This window comes from Mesorhizobium sp. M7A.F.Ca.US.007.01.2.1 (assembly GCF_003998165.1).
Taxonomy (GTDB): domain Bacteria; phylum Pseudomonadota; class Alphaproteobacteria; order Rhizobiales; family Rhizobiaceae; genus Mesorhizobium; species Mesorhizobium ciceri.
The window spans coordinates 20,823-39,130 of record NZ_RZQP01000004.1; the positions used below are offsets into that span (position 1 = coordinate 20,823).

An 18,308-nucleotide genomic window follows, 5' to 3' on the forward strand; every position below is an offset into this window, starting at 1 on the left:
GCGCGGGTCTTGAATGTCAGCGAGCGACGTCCACGGTAATCGTCTTCAGGTCGCACATTTCCATCAGCGTGTGCCGTCCCCCGGTGCGGCCGAGGCCGCTCTGCGTCCCAGCGGCGCCGCCGGCAGGAATATGCGGTTCCCAATAGCAGCTCATCTCATTGATGTTGACGATGCCGACCCTCAGGCTTTCAGCAAAGGCAAAGGCGTTCTTGATGGTGCTGGTGAAGACCGCGGCCGACAGGCCGTAAGGGCTGGACGCCGCAAGTTCCATCGCCTCCTCGTCGGTCTCGAAGGTCAGCACGGGTGCAACCGGCCCGAAGGATTCCTCGACGTTGAGCAGGCTTTCCCGGGTCAGTCCTGTGACGATCGACGGCTCGAAATAGAGATTGGTGGCAAAACCCGACGCCACATTGCCGCCGGTGACGATCTCGGCGCCACGAGCGCGGGCGTCCGCAATGTGGCTGAGCACCTTGTCGACGGCGACCGCATTGTTGATCGGCCCCATCGTCGTCGCGGGATCGAAAGGGTCGCCCATTTTCACCTTCGCGGCCGCTTTCACCAGACCTTCGATAAACCGGTCATGGATGGATTTATGCACCAGCACGCGTTCGGTGGCCGTGCAGATCTGCCCGGCATTGGCAAAGCAGCCGGCCCCCACCTGGGCGGCGGCCATGTCGATATCGGCATCGGCTAGCACGATGGTCGGGCCGTTGCCGCCCATTTCGAGCAGAAGCGGCTTGCCCGCGCCACGCCGGGCGATCGTCGCGCCGGTGGCGGAACTGCCGGTGAAGCCGATGGCATGGGTCCCCGGATGAACGACGGCCTCGTCGCCCACCTCCGCACCATCTCCCAGAACGAGATTGATGGCGCCGTCCGGCAAGCCCGCCTCGATGAAGCATTCGACAAGTGCCGTGGCAATCAGCGATGTCGTCGGCGCCGGCACCCAGACAACGGTGTTGCCCGTTGCGACGGCCGGTCCGAGATAGTAGAGGCAGGGCAGGGCGAGCGGGAAATTCCATGGCGTGATGATGGCAAAGATGCCCTTCGGCTGCAGGAAGCTGAAGGCGCGCTTGTTGGCATCGGCCAGGGGAAACGCCGCCGTCTCCAGCCACTTCATCTGCTCTGCCGCATTGCGGAAACCGAGAGCTGCCGCCGATGCTTCGGCCTTTGCCTCGCTGTGGAAGGGCTTACCCTGTTCCAGGCAGAGCAGGTGGGCAAGCTCTTCGGCGCGCCTGTCGATCGCGTCGGCGATGCGCATGCACAATTGAGCGCGTGCGAAGGTTCCCATCTTGCGCATGGTCCCGCGTGCGCCTTCGGCGGCTTTCACCGCGCGACCGACATCGGCGCGGGTGGAAAGGGAGAGATAGCCGAGATGCTCGCCCGTCGAAGGACTATCGATTTTCAGGAATTTGCCCGAGCTGCCGGCAATCCACTCGCCGCCGATGCGGTTGATGCCGATGCGGGCGGCTGCTTCCGGCTCCGAGACGATCGCCATGCCACGCAGGTTGGGGCCTTCGAGAGAAGATTTGAAATGGACTGTCATCATGCGTTCCTTTGGCCGAATTCGGATTGGATGTTCAAAATGGCGGCGCGGCTGCGTTCCACGGCTGCGATGAAAAGTCTGCTGCCGGCCTCCGCGCTTGCCTGCGATGGCGTGCCGATGACGCCGTTGTCGCGGATGGCTTCGAAACGGCGCCAGACGGTGACGGCCGGCGCGGCGTAAAGGTGAGGATCCGGCCAGGATGGCGGAGTGCCGCCTGGCGGGATGAGATCGCGGCGAACGCTGTCGCCAAGCACATGCATCATCAACGACGTTTCAAGCGCGCAAGCGTGACCGGTGCCTGTGGCGGCATCGGGCAGGGCCTGCGCCGCCACGTCGGCGATGAGATCGAAATACGAGAAACCCGCGGTGACGATGCCACGCTTGCCAAGGGTGGTGATCGCCACCTGGATGGCGGCGCGGTTTCCGCCATGGCCGTTCAGCATGACCGGCAGGAAGCCGTCTTCGGCAAGGCAGGTGCAGAGATCGACGAGAACGGCGATGAAGATCTGCGGGCTGAGGCTCATGGTGCCGGAGAAGGAGCGATGATGCTCGGACGAGCCATAGGCGACAGGTTCGGCGACACGGATGGAGGCCTGTCCTTCTGCCGCGGCGAGCGCAACCGCTTCCGCAAGCCAGCAATCGACGCCGAGCGGCAGATGCGGCCCATGTTGCTCGACAGCGCCGAGCGGCAGAATGGCGACGGGTTTATGCACGCCCGCTGTCGCGTGTTTTTCCGTATCAGGCGAGGTCATCAGCGCAAAGCTGCACCTGGGCGGGATCGGCAAGGCCGGAACTGGCTCGTTCATCGTGCTGCCTCGACAAGCCGCGCCTTGGCGTAGGTCATGCCGGAATCGGCCAGGAGAGCGACCATGATGATTGCCCCCTTGTAGAGTTCGAGGCTGGAAGGATCCGTGCCGAACACCCGAAGCGCCGTCGTCAGCAGACTGACGATCAGGGCGCCGACGACCGCTCCCCACACCGTTCCCCGTCCGCCGAAAATGCTGGTGCCGCCAAGCACGGCCGCGGCGATCGCGTCCAGGAGCAGCGAGGTCCCGCCGATATTGGGCGTCACGACAGGCACCCGGCTGATCATGATCACAGCCGTCAGGAAGACGAAGATACTGGAGGCGCAATAGACGAGAATCGTGTGTTTCGTCACCGGGATGCCGGCAAGTTCCGCGGCTCCGGCATCCGACCCGAGCGCATAGGTACGCAGCCCGAAACGGCTGTGCCGCATCAGGATCGCTGCTACAGCGACGATCAGGAGCGTTGCGAAGATGACGTTGGGAATGCCGAAGCTGCGCTCGATGCCGACGGCGCGAAGCGTCGGATCCTTCAGCATCAGGACGCCCTTGGAGGCAACTGCAAGCGTTGCGCCCTGCAGCGCGACCATTGTGGCCAGTGTCGTCACGAAGGGCGGTATCTTCAACAGTGCGATAACGGCGCCGTTCGCGAGGCCGATCACCACCATCACGGCAAAGCCGACGAGCAGGGCAAGCGGCAGGCCGGCGCCGCCGTCGATCAGGCTGGCGATAAAGACGGCACAGAAGGCGACGCCGACGCCGGCGGACAGGTCGATGCCTGCCGTCAGCAGAACGATCAGGGCGCCAAGCGCCAGTATGGCGATCGGAGTCGCCTGGGCGACGATGTTGACGAGGCTGGCGGTTGAAACGATGCGGGCGTCAATGAGTGCGAAGATCGCCAGCAGGATGACCAGCAGGATTAACGGCGAGAGGTCGAGAAAGCGCCTGCACCAGATGTTCTGTTGGCGGGTCATGAGGGTTCTCTCATCATATGTGCCAATCTTCGACCGGTTCGCGCAGGCCTGATTTGACGCTGCGCAGGATTGCATCATTGACGGCGACGGCGCGCAGGGCATCGCCGACCGGCATCACGAAAGGGGTTTCGTCGCGAACCGCCGAAATGAAATGGTGGACCTCCTCGAAGAGATCCCCGGTGATGCGGCCATGGACGGTCGGCCAGTGCAAGGCGTCGGGTTGCGACCACCGTCCATGCGACAGGATGCGTAGACCGTGGTCGCGCACGTCGAGATCGATCATGCCTTCGGTGCCGATGATTTCCGTGCGTGCCCAGATGCCGGTCGGAATGGTCGGTGGCAGCGTCCAGCCGAAGTAGAGCTGTCCGCTCATTCCGTTCGACAGCTCGACGGTGGAGAAGATCGCATCTTCGGATCGAACCCCGAGCGAAGGCATGAGCTTGGCGACCGGACGGGAGTAGACGGCGATGATGTCCGAACCCGAGATCCATTGCAGCGCATCCACGTCATGCACGCCGAGGTAGAAGCAGACGCTCGAATTTCCGTTCATGCGAAGACCGACTTCGCGATTGGTGAACCGGCCGCTGCTGCCGTGCATCGGCTCGCCGATCCGCCCGGATTTCACCGCTGCCGCGGCTTCGCAATAGCGCGGGTCGAACCGCAGGATGTGGCCGACCAACAGACGCGCGCCGTTTCTCTCCGCCGCTTTCGCAATCGCCTTGGCAGCGGAAAGATCATGAGCCATCGGTTTTTCGAGCAGCACCGGCTTGCCGGCATCGAGCAGAGTGCGGCAGACGTCTTCATGCAGCGTATCGGGTGCCGCCACTATGTAGGCGTCGGCGGCATTGGCAGTCAGCGCGGCGGCGGCATCGGTGAAATGCCGGACGCCGAAATCGGACGCGGCCTTGCTTCCCGAGGCAGCGTTCGGATCAACGAATGCCGATAGTTCCGCGACAGGGCTCTCGGCAACCACCTGCGCATGCAGGAGACCCATGTAGCCGGCACCGACGATGGCGATCTTCAATTTGCTCAAAGGGTCCTCCTTACAGGCATGGTGCAAGGTTGGATGCTGGCCGGGGTGCGCAGGCTGGTGGTGTGATCGTGCGATCACCGAAGGCCAGCGTCATCACATCTTCTTCCGTCGCCCCACGCGCCAGCGTGCCGACAGAGTGGCCTTCGCGCATGACGACGATGCGGTCGGCAACGCCGAGGACCTCGGGCAACTCGCTCGACACCATGAGGATCGCCGCGCCCTCGGCCTTCAATCTTGCGATCAGGTGATGGAGTTCGGACTTTGCGCCGACGTCGACGCCGCGTGTCGGCTCGTCGAGCAGGATGATCTTCGGCTTGGTGGCAAGCCATTTGCCGATGACGACCTTCTGCTGATTGCCGCCCGAGAGTTCGATGGCCATCTTGTCGGGCTGGGCCGGCCGCACGCCGAGTGAGCCGATGAGATCGCGCGCGAGAGCCAGGATGTGGCGAGGTCTCAGCAGGCCGAAGTGACTGTTGTCGCGAATCCAGGCGAGGGACAGGTTATCCCTGATCGACATCGTGCCGACAAAGCCTTCCAGATGCCGGTCTTCCGGTATGTAGACGATGCCGGCGCGATTGGCGGTCTTGGTGTCGCCGCTGGTCTGCTGCCCGCCGAAAATTCTGAGGGTGCCGCCATGCATGGGATCGAGGCCGGCAATCAGCCTGAGCACTTCGGAGCGGCCGCTGCCCATCAGGCCGGCGAGCGCGACGATTTCGCCCCTGCACACGCTGAGCGTCGCAGACTTCAAGAGCTTGCCATCGGAGATGTTGCTGATCTCGATCGCGGTCTCGCCGACTTGCGCTTTGAGATAGGGGAAGATGTCGCCGACATCGCGCCCGACCATCATGGAGACGATCTCGGCCTCGCTGGTCTGGCTGGTCTGGCGCTCGCCGATGAAGCGCCCGTCACGCAGAACGACGACGCGGTCGCACTGGCTGAAGATCTCTTCCATCTTGTGCGAGATGTAGAGGATGCCGGCGCCGCGAGCTCTCAGCCTGTCGATCAGGTCATAGAGCTGGTCGCGCTCGCGGTTGGAGAGCGCGCTGGTCGGCTCGTCCATGATGAAGAACCAGGCATCGGACAGAACGGCACGGGCGATTTCCACCATCTGCCGGTGCCCGACGGAAAGCGTTCGCAGTTCCGCGCCAATGTCGATATCGAGCGACAGCTCGTCCATGATGGCTTTCGCATCGCGCCGCATCCGGGCCCGGTCGAGAAATCCCAGGCGGGTGTGCGGTTCGCGGCCGATGAAGAGATTCTCCGCCACGGTCAGGTCCGGCGAAAGGCTGAAATGCTGATGGATGACGCTGATGCCCTTGGCGGCGCTGGGGGAGTGGAACTGGACGGCGTTGCCGTCGATGACGATCTCACCCTCGTCCGGGCGATGTAGACCGGAAATGCACTTCACCAGCGTCGATTTCCCGGCCCCGTTCTCGCCGGCAAGTCCCACCACCTCGCCGGCCGAGACGGCAAAGCTGACACCGTCGAGTGCCTTGACGCCCGGAAAAGACTTGCCAAGCCCGCGCAAGGCGATGCTGTGTTTGCCGACCGATGTTGCGGCGGTGTTGCGGGGCGACGGGGTGGACTTGCGGCCACCGGTCTTGAACAAGGCGGCGACACTCTCCGGCTGGCTGGTGAGAACGGCCACCAGAATGAGGCTCGCGGTGACGAAATAGATCAGGATCTGCGGCACCTGCAGGAACGACAGGCCGGTGTTGATGACGCCCAGCAGCAGCGCCCCGATCGCCGTTCCCCAGATCGAGCCCTGGCCGCCGGAGAGTTTCGTGCCGCCGATGATCGCGGCTGTGATGGCTGTAAATTCAAGGCCGGTGCCGGCAAGCGGCTGTGCCGAACCAAGGCGGCCGATGGTGAGGATCGCGCCGAGCCCGGCTGTCGCACCGGCAATCAGGTAGACGGAGATGCGCACGAGGTCGACGGGAACCAGAGAGGCCCGCGCCGCCCCCGCATTGCCGCCGATCGCATAGATCCAACGCCCGTATACCGTTCGATTGAGCACGAACCACCAGAGGCTCAGGCAGATGGCGGCGATGATGACGGAGACCGGCAGCAGGCCGATTGTCTCGCGTCCGGCGAAAAGCAGGACCGGATCGGCGACCGCGATGCTGGATGCGCCGGAGAGACTGAGCGCCAGGCCGCGCGCGAACGCCATGGTGGCGAGCGTTGCGATGAAAGGGGAGATGCCGGCAAAGCCGATCAGCGCTCCATTGAGCAGACCTATCGCGGCACCGCCACCGATCGCGGCGAGAAGGCTCAGGCTCGCCGAGCCGGTTGCCGTATAGGCAAGACCCGCGGCGATGCCGGAACAGGCGAGGTTGCTGCCGACGGAAATATCGATGCCGCGCGCGATGATCACGGCCGTCATGGCAAAGGAGATGAGGGCGATGACCGCACTCTGCTGCGCGATGCTGACAAGGTTGCCGGTCGACAGAAAGCGCGGATCGATCCAGCCGAAGACGGCGATGGCGACCAGCAGCACCGCGATGAGAACCGGTTCGTTGCGCCGTAGTAACGGAGAGGTCCAGGACTGGAACATGGGTCGGTCCTCTTATCGAGCATCATGCGCGGTCACCACGGAAGCGGCGACGGCGATCGTCAGGAAAAGGGGACGCCGGATGATACGTCATCCGGCGCTTGAGCCGCTTTAGGCTGTTACTTTGCCAGGGTCATGGCGGTCGCCGGAACCTTGGGACCGAGTTGCTCGGTATAGTTCTTGGCTTCCACCGCCTCCTTGTCGGTGTTGATGTATTCGAAGGTGAGGCCATCCGCCTTGAGCTTCGCCGCCGTCGCATCCGAGGTCACGAAATAGGTCGGCATGTAGAGATCCTGCGGCAGCTTTTCGCCGTTGGCCAGGCGAGCGGCAACGGCGATGTTCCAGTAGCCGACACGATAGGCGCCGGTCAGCACGTCCATCACCATCTTGCCGTCGTCGATCAGCGGCTTCATCTCGGCGTCGCCGTCATAGCCGCCGTAGAGCAGCTGGGTTCCCATCGAACTGGCAACGGAATCGGCTGCCAGGCAAAGGCTGTCGGAGATGCAGCCGATGGCCTTCAGGTCCGGATAGGTGGTGAGCCATGTCTGGGCGGCATTCGTTGCCTTGGCTGCGTCCCAGCCGGTCGGCTCGATGCCGACGACCTTGATGTCCGGAAACTCCTTTTTCAGGGTTTCGACAAAGCCTTTTTCGCGCGTGTCGGACACGAAGTTGCCACGCGAACCGACGAGCAGGGCGACTTCGCCCTTGCCGCCAAGCGACTTGCCGAGCGCGCGGGCAACCATCGACATGTTGTCGTAGTCCGGATAGAGCGTCGAATAGTTCGAGCCTGCCTCGACCTTGTTGCCCATGGTGATCACCGGAATGCCGGCGGCAGTGGCTTTCTGGATCACCGGAATGACCGCGTTCTTGTCGATCGGATCGATCAGGATCGCGCTGACGCCCTGATTGATGAAATTCTCGATGATGCTGACCTGTTTTTCCAGGCTACCCTCGGCGCTCTGCCAGGTGGATTTCACCCCATAGTCGGCGGCAGCCACGTCGCCGGCTTCCTTCATGCGGACAAAGAAGGAGTTCTGCAAGTCGATTGCCGCAAGTCCAAGAACCTTTTCCGCGGCAAGCGAGGGCGTTGCGATGGCGAGTGCAAGCAGAGCAATGGATGCTTTCAGGGAAATGCGCATGTTTCAGTTCTCCTCTTGTTGCGACAGGACGATTCTTCGCCTCTTTTTCATGTCCCGCACGACGACCGTCCCAGCGACAGGCATTCCGGCGGTATTCCGCGGCACTCGTGCCGTATCCATGTCGGGCCGCGTCTTGCGTGGACCGGCCTTTCTCGACCTCAGCCGTTCAGGCCTTCGACACCGGCGCCGCAGACAAGCCCGGCGATGCGGGCGCCGCGCGGTGGCTTGAAAGCTCCGCTCATCAACGCGGCCAGCGATGCCGCGCCGCTGAGGTCGGCGGCGATGCCGAATTCGAACCAGAGCAATTCAGCGGCTTTCTGCATGTCCGCATCCTCGACAAGGACGATGTCGTCGACGTGCTTGGCGACGATCTCGTAGATACTTTCGTCCGTGCGGCCGCAGGCCATGGTCGCCACCTTCGTCGTTATCTCGGGCAAGCGAACGACACGGCCGGCAGTCAGGGAGGCGTGAAGGGTCGGTGAACCGGTCGGCTCGACACCAACGATCCTGGCGTCGGGTTTGACGTGCTTCAGGACTTGGGACATGCCACTGATGAGGCCGCCTCCGCCGATCGCGACGATGTAGATGTCGGCATCGGGAATCTGGTCGACCATCTCCAGCGCCACGGTTCCCTGGCCGGACACGATCTGCGCATCGGCGAAGGGATGCATGTAGAAGGCGCCGCGCGCTTTTGCCTCGGCCAATGCAGCCTCATGCGCTTCATCCCAGACCTTGCCTTCGAAGCGAACGTCAGCGCCCCATTTGCGCAGCTTTTCCGCCTTCAGCGGGCTTGCATTGTTCGGCAGGTAGATGGTGGCGGGAGCGCCGGCCCGGGCAGCCACATAGGCGGTGGCCAGGCCGTGATTGCCGCCGGATGCGGCGACCAGTCCGTTTTCGATCCGGCCCGGCTCGAGCGTTTTCACCCGGTTCGTGGCGCCCCGGATCTTGAAGGAGCCGCTCACCTGGAGGCATTCGAGTTTCAAATAGACATCATTTTGGAGGTTCGCGCCCGTGGCATGGTCGAGCTTGACGACCGGGGTGCGCCGTATGAAGGGGGCAATGCGCCGGGCAGCCGCCATGATGTCTTCATGGCTCATCGGTCAGTGCCTCCGGATATTCGTTGGCCAGCACGAAACAGCAATTCCCCGGGCGCACGCGGCCGGGTTGACGCTTGGCGAAAACGATGCCGTCGATGGGGTGAAGGAGATCGATGGGCGCGCGCGACAGCGTGTGGAGGAAGTGAATGCGTCCGGCAAGGTCGCCTTTGCTGACGGCACTGCCGAGGGGGCTCAAGGGTTCGAAGACACCGTCCTCCTCGGAAAGCAGATAGCCTTCGCTTCCGGGCACCTTGAGCACGCGTGCGTTGGCGCCAGGGGCAATGTCAGGCGCGCCCTTCAGGACGCCTGCATGTTTCAGCACATTGCGGATGCCCCTGCGGCAGATGGCCAACGCATCCGGACTGACAAGGCCGCCGCCGGCCATCTCGCTGCCGATGACGATCAGCCCCTGGTGATTGGCGGACGCGGTCGAGGTCCGGGTTTCACCGAGATTGTCGACCATGACAACGGTCGGCGCCCCGAAGGCGAGCGTCGCCTTGATGTTCTTGCGATGCCCCTGCGCGGTCGGGGAGGGCTCGATGATCGCGCTCGGCAGGATCATCAGGGACGAACCGCCGGAGTGGAGATCCAGGAAATAGTCGGCCTTCGGAAACAGGATGTCATGCACATAGGCCGCTATCTGGCTTGTCAGCGTGCCGTTGAAATCGCCTGGAAAACTGCGGTTGAAATTCAACCCGTCGACCGGGGAGGTGCGGGTGCCGGCCTCGACGGCCCGAATGTTGATGGCCGGAATCGCGATGATGCGACCGGCTATATCCCGTGGATCGATCTCGCGCAGAAGCTCGCCGAGCGCGATCGGCCCCTCATATTCGTCGCCGTGGTTGCCACCCTCGATCAGGACCGTCGGACCGTCTCCGTTCTTGATGACGGCCAGCGGAACGCGGACCGTGCCCCAGGCATCGTCGTGCGGCGATTGGGGCACATGGAAGAAGCCGATCTGCTTGCCCTCGCGATCGAAATCGACCGACGTGTAAACACTGTTGTTCCGGGGCGTGATGGTCGCGCGGACAGTGTTTGCTGGTCTCTGGACGGTCATCGGCTCGGCCTCGAAATTCATTGTCCCCGTCATCATGTCAGTTTTATATATGGTGTCAAGTTTGGATATAAAACCAATGGCAATTCCGATTTCTTGTCTCTATCGTGCGTGGACCACCGGGGATTCTTCGAATGGCAGATGACGCAAAAGAGAGTGGCAAACCGACCTATTCGGCCCCGGCGCTGACGAAGGGTCTGGATGTCCTGGAGCTGCTGGCGGAGGCGCGAGCGCCCTTGACGATGAAGGAGATCGCGGAAGGCCTCGGTCGTTCGAAGAATGAGATTTTCCGGATGCTGATCGCGCTCCAGGAGCGTCAATATATCGAGCGCAACGCCGAGACCGACGCCTATTCGTTGACCGACAAGCTTTTCAAGCTGGGGCTGCACACGCCGAGCGCTCAGGATCTCATGTCCGCCGCAATGCCCGAGCTGACGCGGATTGCCGGGGACTCAAATCAGTCGCCGCACCTGGTCGTCTTCAATCATGGCTTGACTGTCGTGACCGCGGCCGTTCCCGGCGGCGAGGACATGGCGTTCACGCTGCGCCTCGGCTACGGCCGCCTGGCCACCGACGCGACCTCCGGCCATGTGATCCTTGCCTTCCAGCCGCCAAAGGTCGCGACGCGGATGATCGACGAATGTGCGGCACATTCGCCGGCGCCGCTGGATCGAGAGGCGCTGGAAAAGCAGCTTCGTACCATCCGCGCGGACGGTTACTGGATGCGCGAGAGCCGTGATTTCGTCGGCATCACCGATATCTGCTGTCCGGTCATCGGACCGGACGGCAGCGCCGTCGCCTCCATTATCGTCGCCTATATCAATCGCCATACGCGTGAAAGCCGCCATGCCTTTACTCTGGAGGTCCTGCGTGCTGCCTGCGATCGCATCTCCATGAAGCTGTCACCGCGGGTTCGCTGAGGGGCCGTGGTGCGCTGACGGCGCGGACGAGGCACCGCCCGCGGGACGTTTGCACCGGATTGATAATACCAGTATGGGTCCAGTCAGGAATGTTTTGATCCTGGGTGCTTCTCGCGCGGGAGGAAGAGCAATGACAACCGTGAACCTGATCGGGCTTGTCAGTCGGGAGATGGAAGCGACAGCCTCCGATGTGCCGCTTTACCGACGGTTGAAATCGGCGATCGAGGCAGCGATCCGTTCCAACGCTTTGAAGGCCGGCGCGGTTCTGCCGGGCGAGCGGGTTCTGGCGGAAGCCCTGTCGATCTCGCGTGTCACTGTGAGAAAAGCTCTGGCGTTGCTCGAAGAGGAAGGGCAGCTCAATCGCCGGCATGGTTCCAAAACCGAGATCGGGTCGCGGGTCGAAAAATCGCTTTCGACGCTGACGAGCTTTTCGGAGGACATTCTGGCGCGCGGCCTGAAGCCTGGATGCCTATGGCTTTCCAAACAGATAAGCCGTCCATCGCCAGCCGAAATGATGGCTTTGGGTATTGCCGCAAACACCAATGTAATCCGCATGCGCCGCGTGCGGACGGCCGATGGCGCGCCGATCGCCGTCGAGGTCTCGGCCGTGCCGGTTCGCTTCCTTCCTTCGCCCGAGATGGTTCAGGACTCCCTCTATGAAGCGCTAGATGCACGCGGCTTCCTGCCTCAGAGGGCAATCCAGCGCATGCGCTCGCGCGGCGCATCGCTGGAGGATGCAAGACACCTTCATTGCGAGATGGGCGCACCGCTGCTGATGACCGAGCGCCGCTGCTTTCTCGCCGACGGACAGATCGTGGAATACTGCGAGACACGCTACAAGGGAGACGTCTACGACTTCGTCTTCGAGCTGCAAAGATAATACCAGTTATGAACTGGTTGTAATCTGGTATTTTCCATTTATCGTGATGGCGACAGGGGAGTGCCGACGTGCAGCGGGAAGACATCGCCAACAGTCTCATCGTGTCCTGCCAGCCGGTTCCCGGCGGCCCGATGGACAGTGCGCAATTCGTGACGGGCTTTGCCAGGGCCGCTCTTGAAGCCGGAGCCAAGGCCCTGCGCATCGAATCCGTGCCCTATGTCGCGGCCGCCCGCCTGGCCGTCCGCGAGCCGATCATCGGTATCGTCAAGCGCGATCTGACCGACAGCCCCGTGCGCATCACGCCCTATCTGGCCGATGTCGAGGCGCTGGCCGAGGCGGGCGCCGATATCATCGCTTTCGATGCGACGGACCGTGTCCGTCCCGTTCCTGTCGAAGCGCTTGTGAAAGCCGTCAAGGCCAGGAACAAGCTGACCATGGCCGATTGCTCTTGCCTTGACGATGCGCGCCGGGCCCTTGCCGCGGGTGTCGATTTCGTCGGCACGACGCTTTCCGGCTATGTCGGCGGGCCGGAGCCGGAGGATCCGGACATTGCCCTCATCGCTCAAATGCGAACCCTGAGCCCCTACGTCATCGCCGAAGGGCGTATCCGGTCGCCGGAGCAGGCGGCCGCCGCCGCGCGCGCCGGCGCCTGTGCCGTGGTTGTCGGATCGGCGATCACCCGTACCGAGCACGTCACCTCGTGGTTCCACCAGGCGATTTCCGGGGCCTATGCGGCAAGGGGCACGCAAACCGTGCTTGGCCCAACCGTGCTGGGCATCGACATCGGGGGAACCAAGACCATGGCCGCGCTGGTCAGCGGCGGCAAGGTGGTCGAGGACATGATCGTGCCTACCGCGCGAGAGGCTGGACCCGACGCCTGGCTGGCATCCCTTGCGCAAAGCACGTCGGCCTGGTCAAGCCGCTTCAGTCGTATCGGTATTGCGGTGACGGGGCTGGTGCACGATGGACGCTGGTCGGCGTTGAATCCGGCGACGCTTGGCATTCCCGACGGCTACCCGCTGGTCGAAAGGGCATCCGCTGTTTTCGGCAAGCCCGTCTGTGCGTTCAACGATGCCCAGGCAGCCGCCTGGGGCGAATACAAATTCGGCGCCGGGCAAGGTCGCGACATCGTCTTTCTGACCATCTCGACCGGAATTGGCGGCGGCATCGTTTGCAACGGCCGATTGCTGTCCGGTCTTGCCGGTCACTTCGGTCTGATCCGTGGTTTGTCTGAAGACCAGGCCCCGCTCGAAGACAGCACCTCCGGCCGCTGGATCGCTTCGCAGGCCCTCAAGGCCGGCTTCAAGGCCGATGCCGCCGATGTGTTCGGGCTTGCGCTGAAGGGCGAGGCCTGGGCCGACGCCATCGTCTCGCGGAGCGCCTCGCGGGTCGCGACGCTGTGCCGGGACATTCAGATGATGTTCGATCCGAAATCGATCGTCATCGGCGGCAGCATCGGTCTTGCCGATGGCTATCTCGACCGGGTGCGCGCGCATCTGGGCGAGGTTCCACCGCGCCTTTCCTCCAATCTCGTTGCGGCGAAGCTCGCGGGCCACGCCGGCGTCATCGGTGTTGCCGATCTTGCCGAATGGGCAAAGTAGCGGCGCCGCCGGTCATGCCATGCAAAAATCATCAAAAAAGAAGGGAACGATCATGAAATTGAGCAGGACGTCTTTTGCGCTTATGGCCACCCTCCTCGCGGGGACAGCTTTGCCGACCTTTGCCAACGCAACCGTGACCGTGCTCGGCTGGCCTGGCGGGTCCGAGGAAACCGCACTGCGGGCAACCGTGGAAACCTATAACAAGCAGGCAAGCGATGCCGACAAGGTGGAGCTGCTGTTCTTCAACCGCGAAGGCTTTTACGACAAGCTGCAGGCCGACATGGCGGCCGGATCCAACGCCTTCGACGTGAATCTCGTCGCCACCTACTCGCTCGGTCGCTACGCGCCCTATATGGAGCCGGTCGATCTTGGCGCGGATGCGGCCAAGGTTTTCGGCGAATCCGTTCTCAAGACGATGCAGTTCGACGGCAAGCAATACGGCGTGCCGACCGACCTTTCGCTGCACTTCATGTACTACCGCAAGGATCTCGTCGACGCCTTGAGCAGGGATGACGCCGCCAAGAAGACCTATGGTGAAATCGCCCAGAAATATCTCGGCAAGCCGCTGCAGCCGAAGGACCCGGACAGCTGGACCTGGGACGACTGGGCGGCCACCGCCCTCTATTTCACCAAGCAGGTGAACCCCGACAGCCCGGTGCGCTACGGCACGGTCCTGCAGATGAAGAACCTGCTGTTCAACATGATGGTCTTCCAGTCCCTGCCGCGCTCCTACGGCGGCGACTGGATGGACAAGAACGGCAATGTCACGGTGGATTCCGATGCCTACAAGACCGGCCTCGAGCTCTACAAGAAACTCTATGATGCCGGGTCATCGCCCAAGGATTCGCTGAGCTACGAATATGCGGAAACCAACGCGGCCTTCGCATCCGGTCAGGCCGCGACGGCACTGCAGTGGAATGCCGCGGCGGCGGATCTGACCAGCACCGAAAAATCTCCGGCGGTCGCCGAGGTGACCGGGATCGTCGCGCCGCCGGCAGGTCCCGACGGACGCGCCGATCATATCCACGGCCTTGGTTTGGGCCTCAACAAGAACGCCAAGAACAAGGAAGGCGCCGTCAAGTTCCTGAAGTGGCTCGCCACCGAGGATGCGGCCTTGCTCTATGCGCGCAGCGGCGGTTCGCCGGCATTGTCTCCCGATGTCGTCGCCAAGGTTGCGAAGGAACGTCCCGATCTCGTCAAGCTCGGCGAATTCGCCAGCAAGTACGGCTATGTCATGACCGGTGCGACGTCCGCGAGTGCGCTCCCGGTCTATGAGCTGCAGGCAAAGGAGTTTACCGGCTACTGGTCCGGCCAGCAGAGCCTCGAGGATGCGCTCGCCCACACCAAGGCGGGCATGCAGGACCTTCTCAAGAAATGAACCATTTGCCGGACGCCGGGTCGAGCTCGGCGTCCGGCGCGTTTGGCGGATCGACATGGCCCTTGTGACACGTGCCGAAGGCAGGATGTATCTGACGCCGCTGGTCGGCTTCCTGCTGCTGTTCCTCGGCTTTCCGGCGATCGTCAATCTGATTTATTCCATTTCGGCCGTCACATTCGAGACGCTGCGCAGTCCGGTGTTGAGCGGTTTCAGCAACTATGTCGCGGTGTTGAACGACCGCGAATTCTGGAGCTCGGCCTGGTTCTCTCTGCGCTTCGGTATTCTTACCGCATCAGCGGAATGTCTGATCGGTCTTTTCCTTGCCATCTTCCTGGCACCGCTTCTGAGCAAGCGACCAGTCCTGATGGCGCCGTTGATGCTGCCGCTGATGGTCGCGCCGGCCATGGTCGGTCTCATGTACCGGCTGGTGCTGCATGAATTTGCGGGCCCCGTCCCCTACTATCTCTTCGAATGGTTCGGTGACAGCCCGGCCTTCCTCGACATCAACAATGCCTTCCGCACCCTTGTCGTCGTGGAGACGCTGCAATGGACGCCTTTCGCCTTCCTGCTCTTCTACATGGCCTATTCGGCCATACCGCTCGACGTGCGCGAAGCCTCCTCGCTCGATGGCGCATCACCGTTTGAGATCGTCCGGTGGATCGACCTGCCATTGATGAAGCCGACGCTGGTCATCGCGTTTTTCATCCGTTTCATCGACGGTTTCCGGGTGTTCGACAATGTCTATGCATTGACCGGCAGTGGTGCAGGAGGTTCAACGACGTCCTTGTCGATCTACATCTACCAAGCCTTCTTCAAGGAAGGGGCTATTGGCAAGGCGGTCGCCGCCTCGGTTGTCCTGTTCATGGCGTCGTTCATCGTTCTCCACTGCCTTAACCGGCTTGCCGGCCGCAGGAAGCGTTGACGATGGCCGGGGCACTGCGCTGGATCGTTTTTGCCATCGCCGTGCTGGCGATGAATTTCCCCATTATCGTGACGCTGATCACATCGCTCAAAAGCCAGCGCGAGCTTTCGACGAACCCCGGTTTGTGGATCAGCCAGCCGACGCTCGACAACTATCTGGAGGTCCTGACGCAGACCAGCCGCTTCAACATCTATGCCTATCTGCTGAACAGCACCGTGGCGGCGCTGATCGGAACCGGCCTTGCGATCGTGCTCGCGTTCCCGGCTGCCTATGCGATCGCGCGCAGCGAGGCGGGAAAGCGCTTGGTCCTGCCGATCGTCATCAATCTTCGCGCCGTGCCGCTGATCATCTTCGCGATCCCGCTTTACATGATGTACCAGTGGCTGGGCCTGCTCGATACGCGGATCGGGCTCGGGCTCATCCTGACCATCGTCAACGCGCCGCTTGCACTCGTCATCCTGGTAAACGCGATTTCAGATGTACCAGTCGAACTCGACGAGGCGGCGAAAGTCGATGGCGCAAGTTCCTTGCAGGTGATGATGATGATCGTCCGGCCCGTCATCCGACCGGCGCTCGTCACAACCTTCATCTTCGGCTTCATCACCGCCTGGAACGAATTCCTCTTCGGCCTCATGCTGACAACCAGTCGTGCCGTGCCGATGACGGTCGGCGCATCCTTCTTCTTCGCCGCGAGCGGCGGTGGCGTAAAATGGGGAACCGCTTCCGCCGTCATGATGCTGGGCGCCTTGCCGCCGGCATTGCTGGGTCTTGTGATGTATCGGCAGATATCGGGATCCATGACCGCTGGGGCGGTCAAGGGCTAAAGCAAGAAGAAGTTCGTCTTTCCGACAAATTGGACAACCCAATCCGACAGCGCCAGCGCGCTTGTCAGGCCAGGTGGCTCGATTCCGAAAAGACGGATCAGCCGTCCGGACGGATCTGCCAGAATGGCGAAATCGCCGAACTGCAACCCGTTCGTTTTAGGCCGCAGCCCGCGATGGCTCGGCTCCAGTTCCCCGTCTCTCAGCCCCGGCCAATAAATGGCGCGTAAAATGGTGTGGCCCCGGGCCGGCCGAGGAAAGAAGAAATGGTGCAGCTTGCTGAGGGCGAAATCGCGATGGCGCAGACGCAACGCAGTCTGGTTAGGTCCAGCCTAAGCCGAACTACTGAAAATCATAATTTGTGCAGCGCACCCAACGTGCTTTGCTCCGCCATCGGCTGAAAGAAAACAAGAAAAGAACGTCAGGCGACAGGCTTCGGCGATGCCTCCGGAGCGGGTTTCGTTCGGGCCGGGATAACGCTCGACTTCAGAAAACAGGGGAACGTGATGACGACAATAATCTCGAAGTTTCGCCGGGCCGCGCTGGTGGCCGGCATTGCGCTCAGCGCCATATCGGTGAGCCTCCACGCCGAAGCTGGCAGCTTGAAACTGGGCATGACGACCTGGGTGGGGTACGGACCGCTCTTCCTTGCCCGTGACATGGGCTACTTCAAGGAAGGTGGGCTCGATGTCTCGCTTGAAATCATCGAGGAAGCATCGCTGTATATGGCGGCTGTTGCCGCCGGCGAGCTCGACGGCAGCGCATCGACCGTCGACGAGATCATGAAGTATCGTTCGAAGGATGTTTGCTTCAAGTCGGTCTATGCGCTGGATGACAGCCATGGCGGCGATGGCGTGCTCGCGCCCAGCGGGGTCAAGAGCATCGCCGACCTCAAAGGCATGGACGTAGCGCTGAACGAGGGTTCAGTGTCGCAGTTCTGGTTCAATATCCTGCTCAAGCAGGCCGGTCTCACCCAGGCCGATGTGAAGATCACCAACATGACGGCAGACGATGCCGCTGCCGCCTTCATGGCCGACCGCATTCCCGTTGCCGTCACCTGGGAACCGCATCTGACGCTGGCCAAGAAGGAAAACAAGGGACAGGTGCTGATCGACTCCTCCAGGACACCCGGCTTGATCGTCGATGTGGTGGCGCTCAACTGCGACTACATCACGAAGAACCCCGGAGATGTCGAGGCGCTGGTGAAGGGCCTCTACAAGGCCAACGAGTTCATCAAGGAGAATCCTGAGAAGGCGTATGAGGTGATGGCCAAAGGCGTCGGCGGCTGGCTGAAGGATCCGAAGGACTTCGCTTCCTCGGCCGCTGGCGTGAACTTCTACGGTAAGCAGCGCAATGCCGAATTCTTCGCCGGTGGCGAGACTGGCGAAGCCGGCAAGCTGATCAAGCTGGGCGGCGATATCTGGGGCGGCTTCGGCAAGCTCAAAATGGACGTCAAGTATGACGACCTCGTCGATACGTCCTTCCTTGGGAAGTAGCTTGGCCTTGGAAAGTAGCTTGGCCTTGGAAGTAGCTTGGCCTTGCAAAGTAGCTTGGCCTGCGAAGTAATTTGACCTTGCAAAGTGATTTGGCTG

At 62.2% G+C, this 18,308-nt stretch carries 16 protein-coding genes; 7 read left to right on the forward strand and 9 right to left on the reverse strand.

Annotated elements, in window-relative coordinates:
- Nucleotides 1–16: 16 nt before the first annotated feature.
- From EN949_RS01290 to EN949_RS01325, 8 genes are all read right to left on the reverse strand, one after another.
- Nucleotides 17–1,543 (reverse strand): aldehyde dehydrogenase family protein, encoded by a 1,527-nt coding sequence (locus tag EN949_RS01290; RefSeq protein ID WP_127365609.1) that lies wholly within the window; start codon nt 1,541–1,543, stop codon nt 17–19.
- Nucleotides 1,543–2,349: a creatininase family protein gene (locus EN949_RS01295; protein WP_127365610.1), complete on the reverse strand. Its 807-nt coding sequence runs from the start codon at nt 2,347–2,349 to the stop codon at nt 1,543–1,545. The genes EN949_RS01290 and EN949_RS01295 overlap by 1 nt, the downstream gene beginning before the upstream one ends.
- Complete coding sequence (locus EN949_RS01300) at nt 2,346–3,320, reverse strand: ABC transporter permease (protein WP_127365611.1); 975 nt, start codon at nt 3,318–3,320, stop codon at nt 2,346–2,348. The genes EN949_RS01295 and EN949_RS01300 overlap by 4 nt, the downstream gene beginning before the upstream one ends.
- Nucleotides 3,321–3,333: 13 nt before the next feature.
- Entirely contained in the window at nt 3,334–4,353 is a 1,020-nt protein-coding gene (locus EN949_RS01305; protein ID WP_127365612.1) for a Gfo/Idh/MocA family oxidoreductase, read from the reverse strand.
- 10 nt (nt 4,354–4,363) lie between these two features.
- Nucleotides 4,364–6,907 carry an ATP-binding cassette domain-containing protein gene (locus tag EN949_RS01310; RefSeq protein WP_063168708.1) on the reverse strand — a complete coding sequence of 848 codons (2,544 nt, stop codon included), beginning with the start codon at nt 6,905–6,907 and terminating at the stop codon, nt 4,364–4,366.
- A 116-nt stretch (nt 6,908–7,023) separates the two neighbouring features.
- Nucleotides 7,024–8,043 carry a sugar ABC transporter substrate-binding protein gene (locus EN949_RS01315; RefSeq protein ID WP_013530435.1) on the reverse strand — a complete coding sequence of 340 codons (1,020 nt, stop codon included), beginning with the start codon at nt 8,041–8,043 and terminating at the stop codon, nt 7,024–7,026.
- A gap of 158 nt (nt 8,044–8,201) precedes the next feature.
- Nucleotides 8,202–9,140, reverse strand: a complete 939-nt coding sequence (locus EN949_RS01320) for a threonine/serine dehydratase (RefSeq protein ID WP_127371046.1) — start codon at nt 9,138–9,140, stop codon at nt 8,202–8,204.
- The gene (locus tag EN949_RS01325; RefSeq protein ID WP_244514328.1) at nt 9,130–10,233 is read right to left on the reverse strand and encodes a succinylglutamate desuccinylase/aspartoacylase family protein; all 1,104 of its coding nucleotides are present in this window, start codon (nt 10,231–10,233) and stop codon (nt 9,130–9,132) included. Before EN949_RS01325 ends, EN949_RS01320 begins: the two co-directional genes overlap by 11 nt.
- Nucleotides 10,234–10,328: 95 nt before the next feature.
- Here EN949_RS01325 and EN949_RS01330 point away from each other — a divergent pair, with 95 nt between their 5' ends.
- From EN949_RS01330 to EN949_RS01355, 6 genes are all read left to right on the forward strand, one after another.
- Nucleotides 10,329–11,114, forward strand: a complete 786-nt coding sequence (locus EN949_RS01330) for an IclR family transcriptional regulator (protein ID WP_013530438.1) — start codon at nt 10,329–10,331, stop codon at nt 11,112–11,114.
- A gap of 130 nt (nt 11,115–11,244) precedes the next feature.
- Nucleotides 11,245–11,994 carry a GntR family transcriptional regulator gene (locus tag EN949_RS01335; protein ID WP_027160933.1) on the forward strand — a complete coding sequence of 250 codons (750 nt, stop codon included), beginning with the start codon at nt 11,245–11,247 and terminating at the stop codon, nt 11,992–11,994.
- A gap of 68 nt (nt 11,995–12,062) precedes the next feature.
- Nucleotides 12,063–13,595 (forward strand): putative N-acetylmannosamine-6-phosphate 2-epimerase, encoded by a 1,533-nt coding sequence (locus EN949_RS01340; RefSeq protein WP_082826518.1) that lies wholly within the window; start codon nt 12,063–12,065, stop codon nt 13,593–13,595.
- An 82-nt stretch (nt 13,596–13,677) separates the two neighbouring features.
- Nucleotides 13,678–14,973 (forward strand): sugar ABC transporter substrate-binding protein, encoded by a 1,296-nt coding sequence (locus tag EN949_RS01345; protein WP_244514326.1) that lies wholly within the window; start codon nt 13,678–13,680, stop codon nt 14,971–14,973.
- Nucleotides 14,974–15,028: 55 nt separating this feature from the next.
- A complete protein-coding gene (locus EN949_RS01350) occupies nt 15,029–15,895 on the forward strand; it encodes a sugar ABC transporter permease (protein WP_013530442.1) in 867 nt (288 codons plus the stop codon).
- 2 nt (nt 15,896–15,897) lie between these two features.
- Nucleotides 15,898–16,719, forward strand: a complete 822-nt coding sequence (locus EN949_RS01355; protein ID WP_027160930.1) for a carbohydrate ABC transporter permease — start codon at nt 15,898–15,900, stop codon at nt 16,717–16,719.
- On the opposite strand, the gene EN949_RS01360 is transcribed toward EN949_RS01355, so the two are convergent.
- A complete protein-coding gene (locus EN949_RS01360) occupies nt 16,716–17,027 on the reverse strand; it encodes a hypothetical protein (RefSeq protein WP_127224133.1) in 312 nt (103 codons plus the stop codon). The genes EN949_RS01355 and EN949_RS01360 overlap by 4 nt on opposite strands.
- A 195-nt stretch (nt 17,028–17,222) precedes the next feature.
- Here EN949_RS01360 and EN949_RS01365 point away from each other — a divergent pair, with 195 nt between their 5' ends.
- A complete protein-coding gene (locus EN949_RS01365; protein WP_063168707.1) occupies nt 17,223–18,212 on the forward strand; it encodes an ABC transporter substrate-binding protein in 990 nt (329 codons plus the stop codon).
- Nucleotides 18,213–18,308 lie beyond the last annotated feature (96 nt).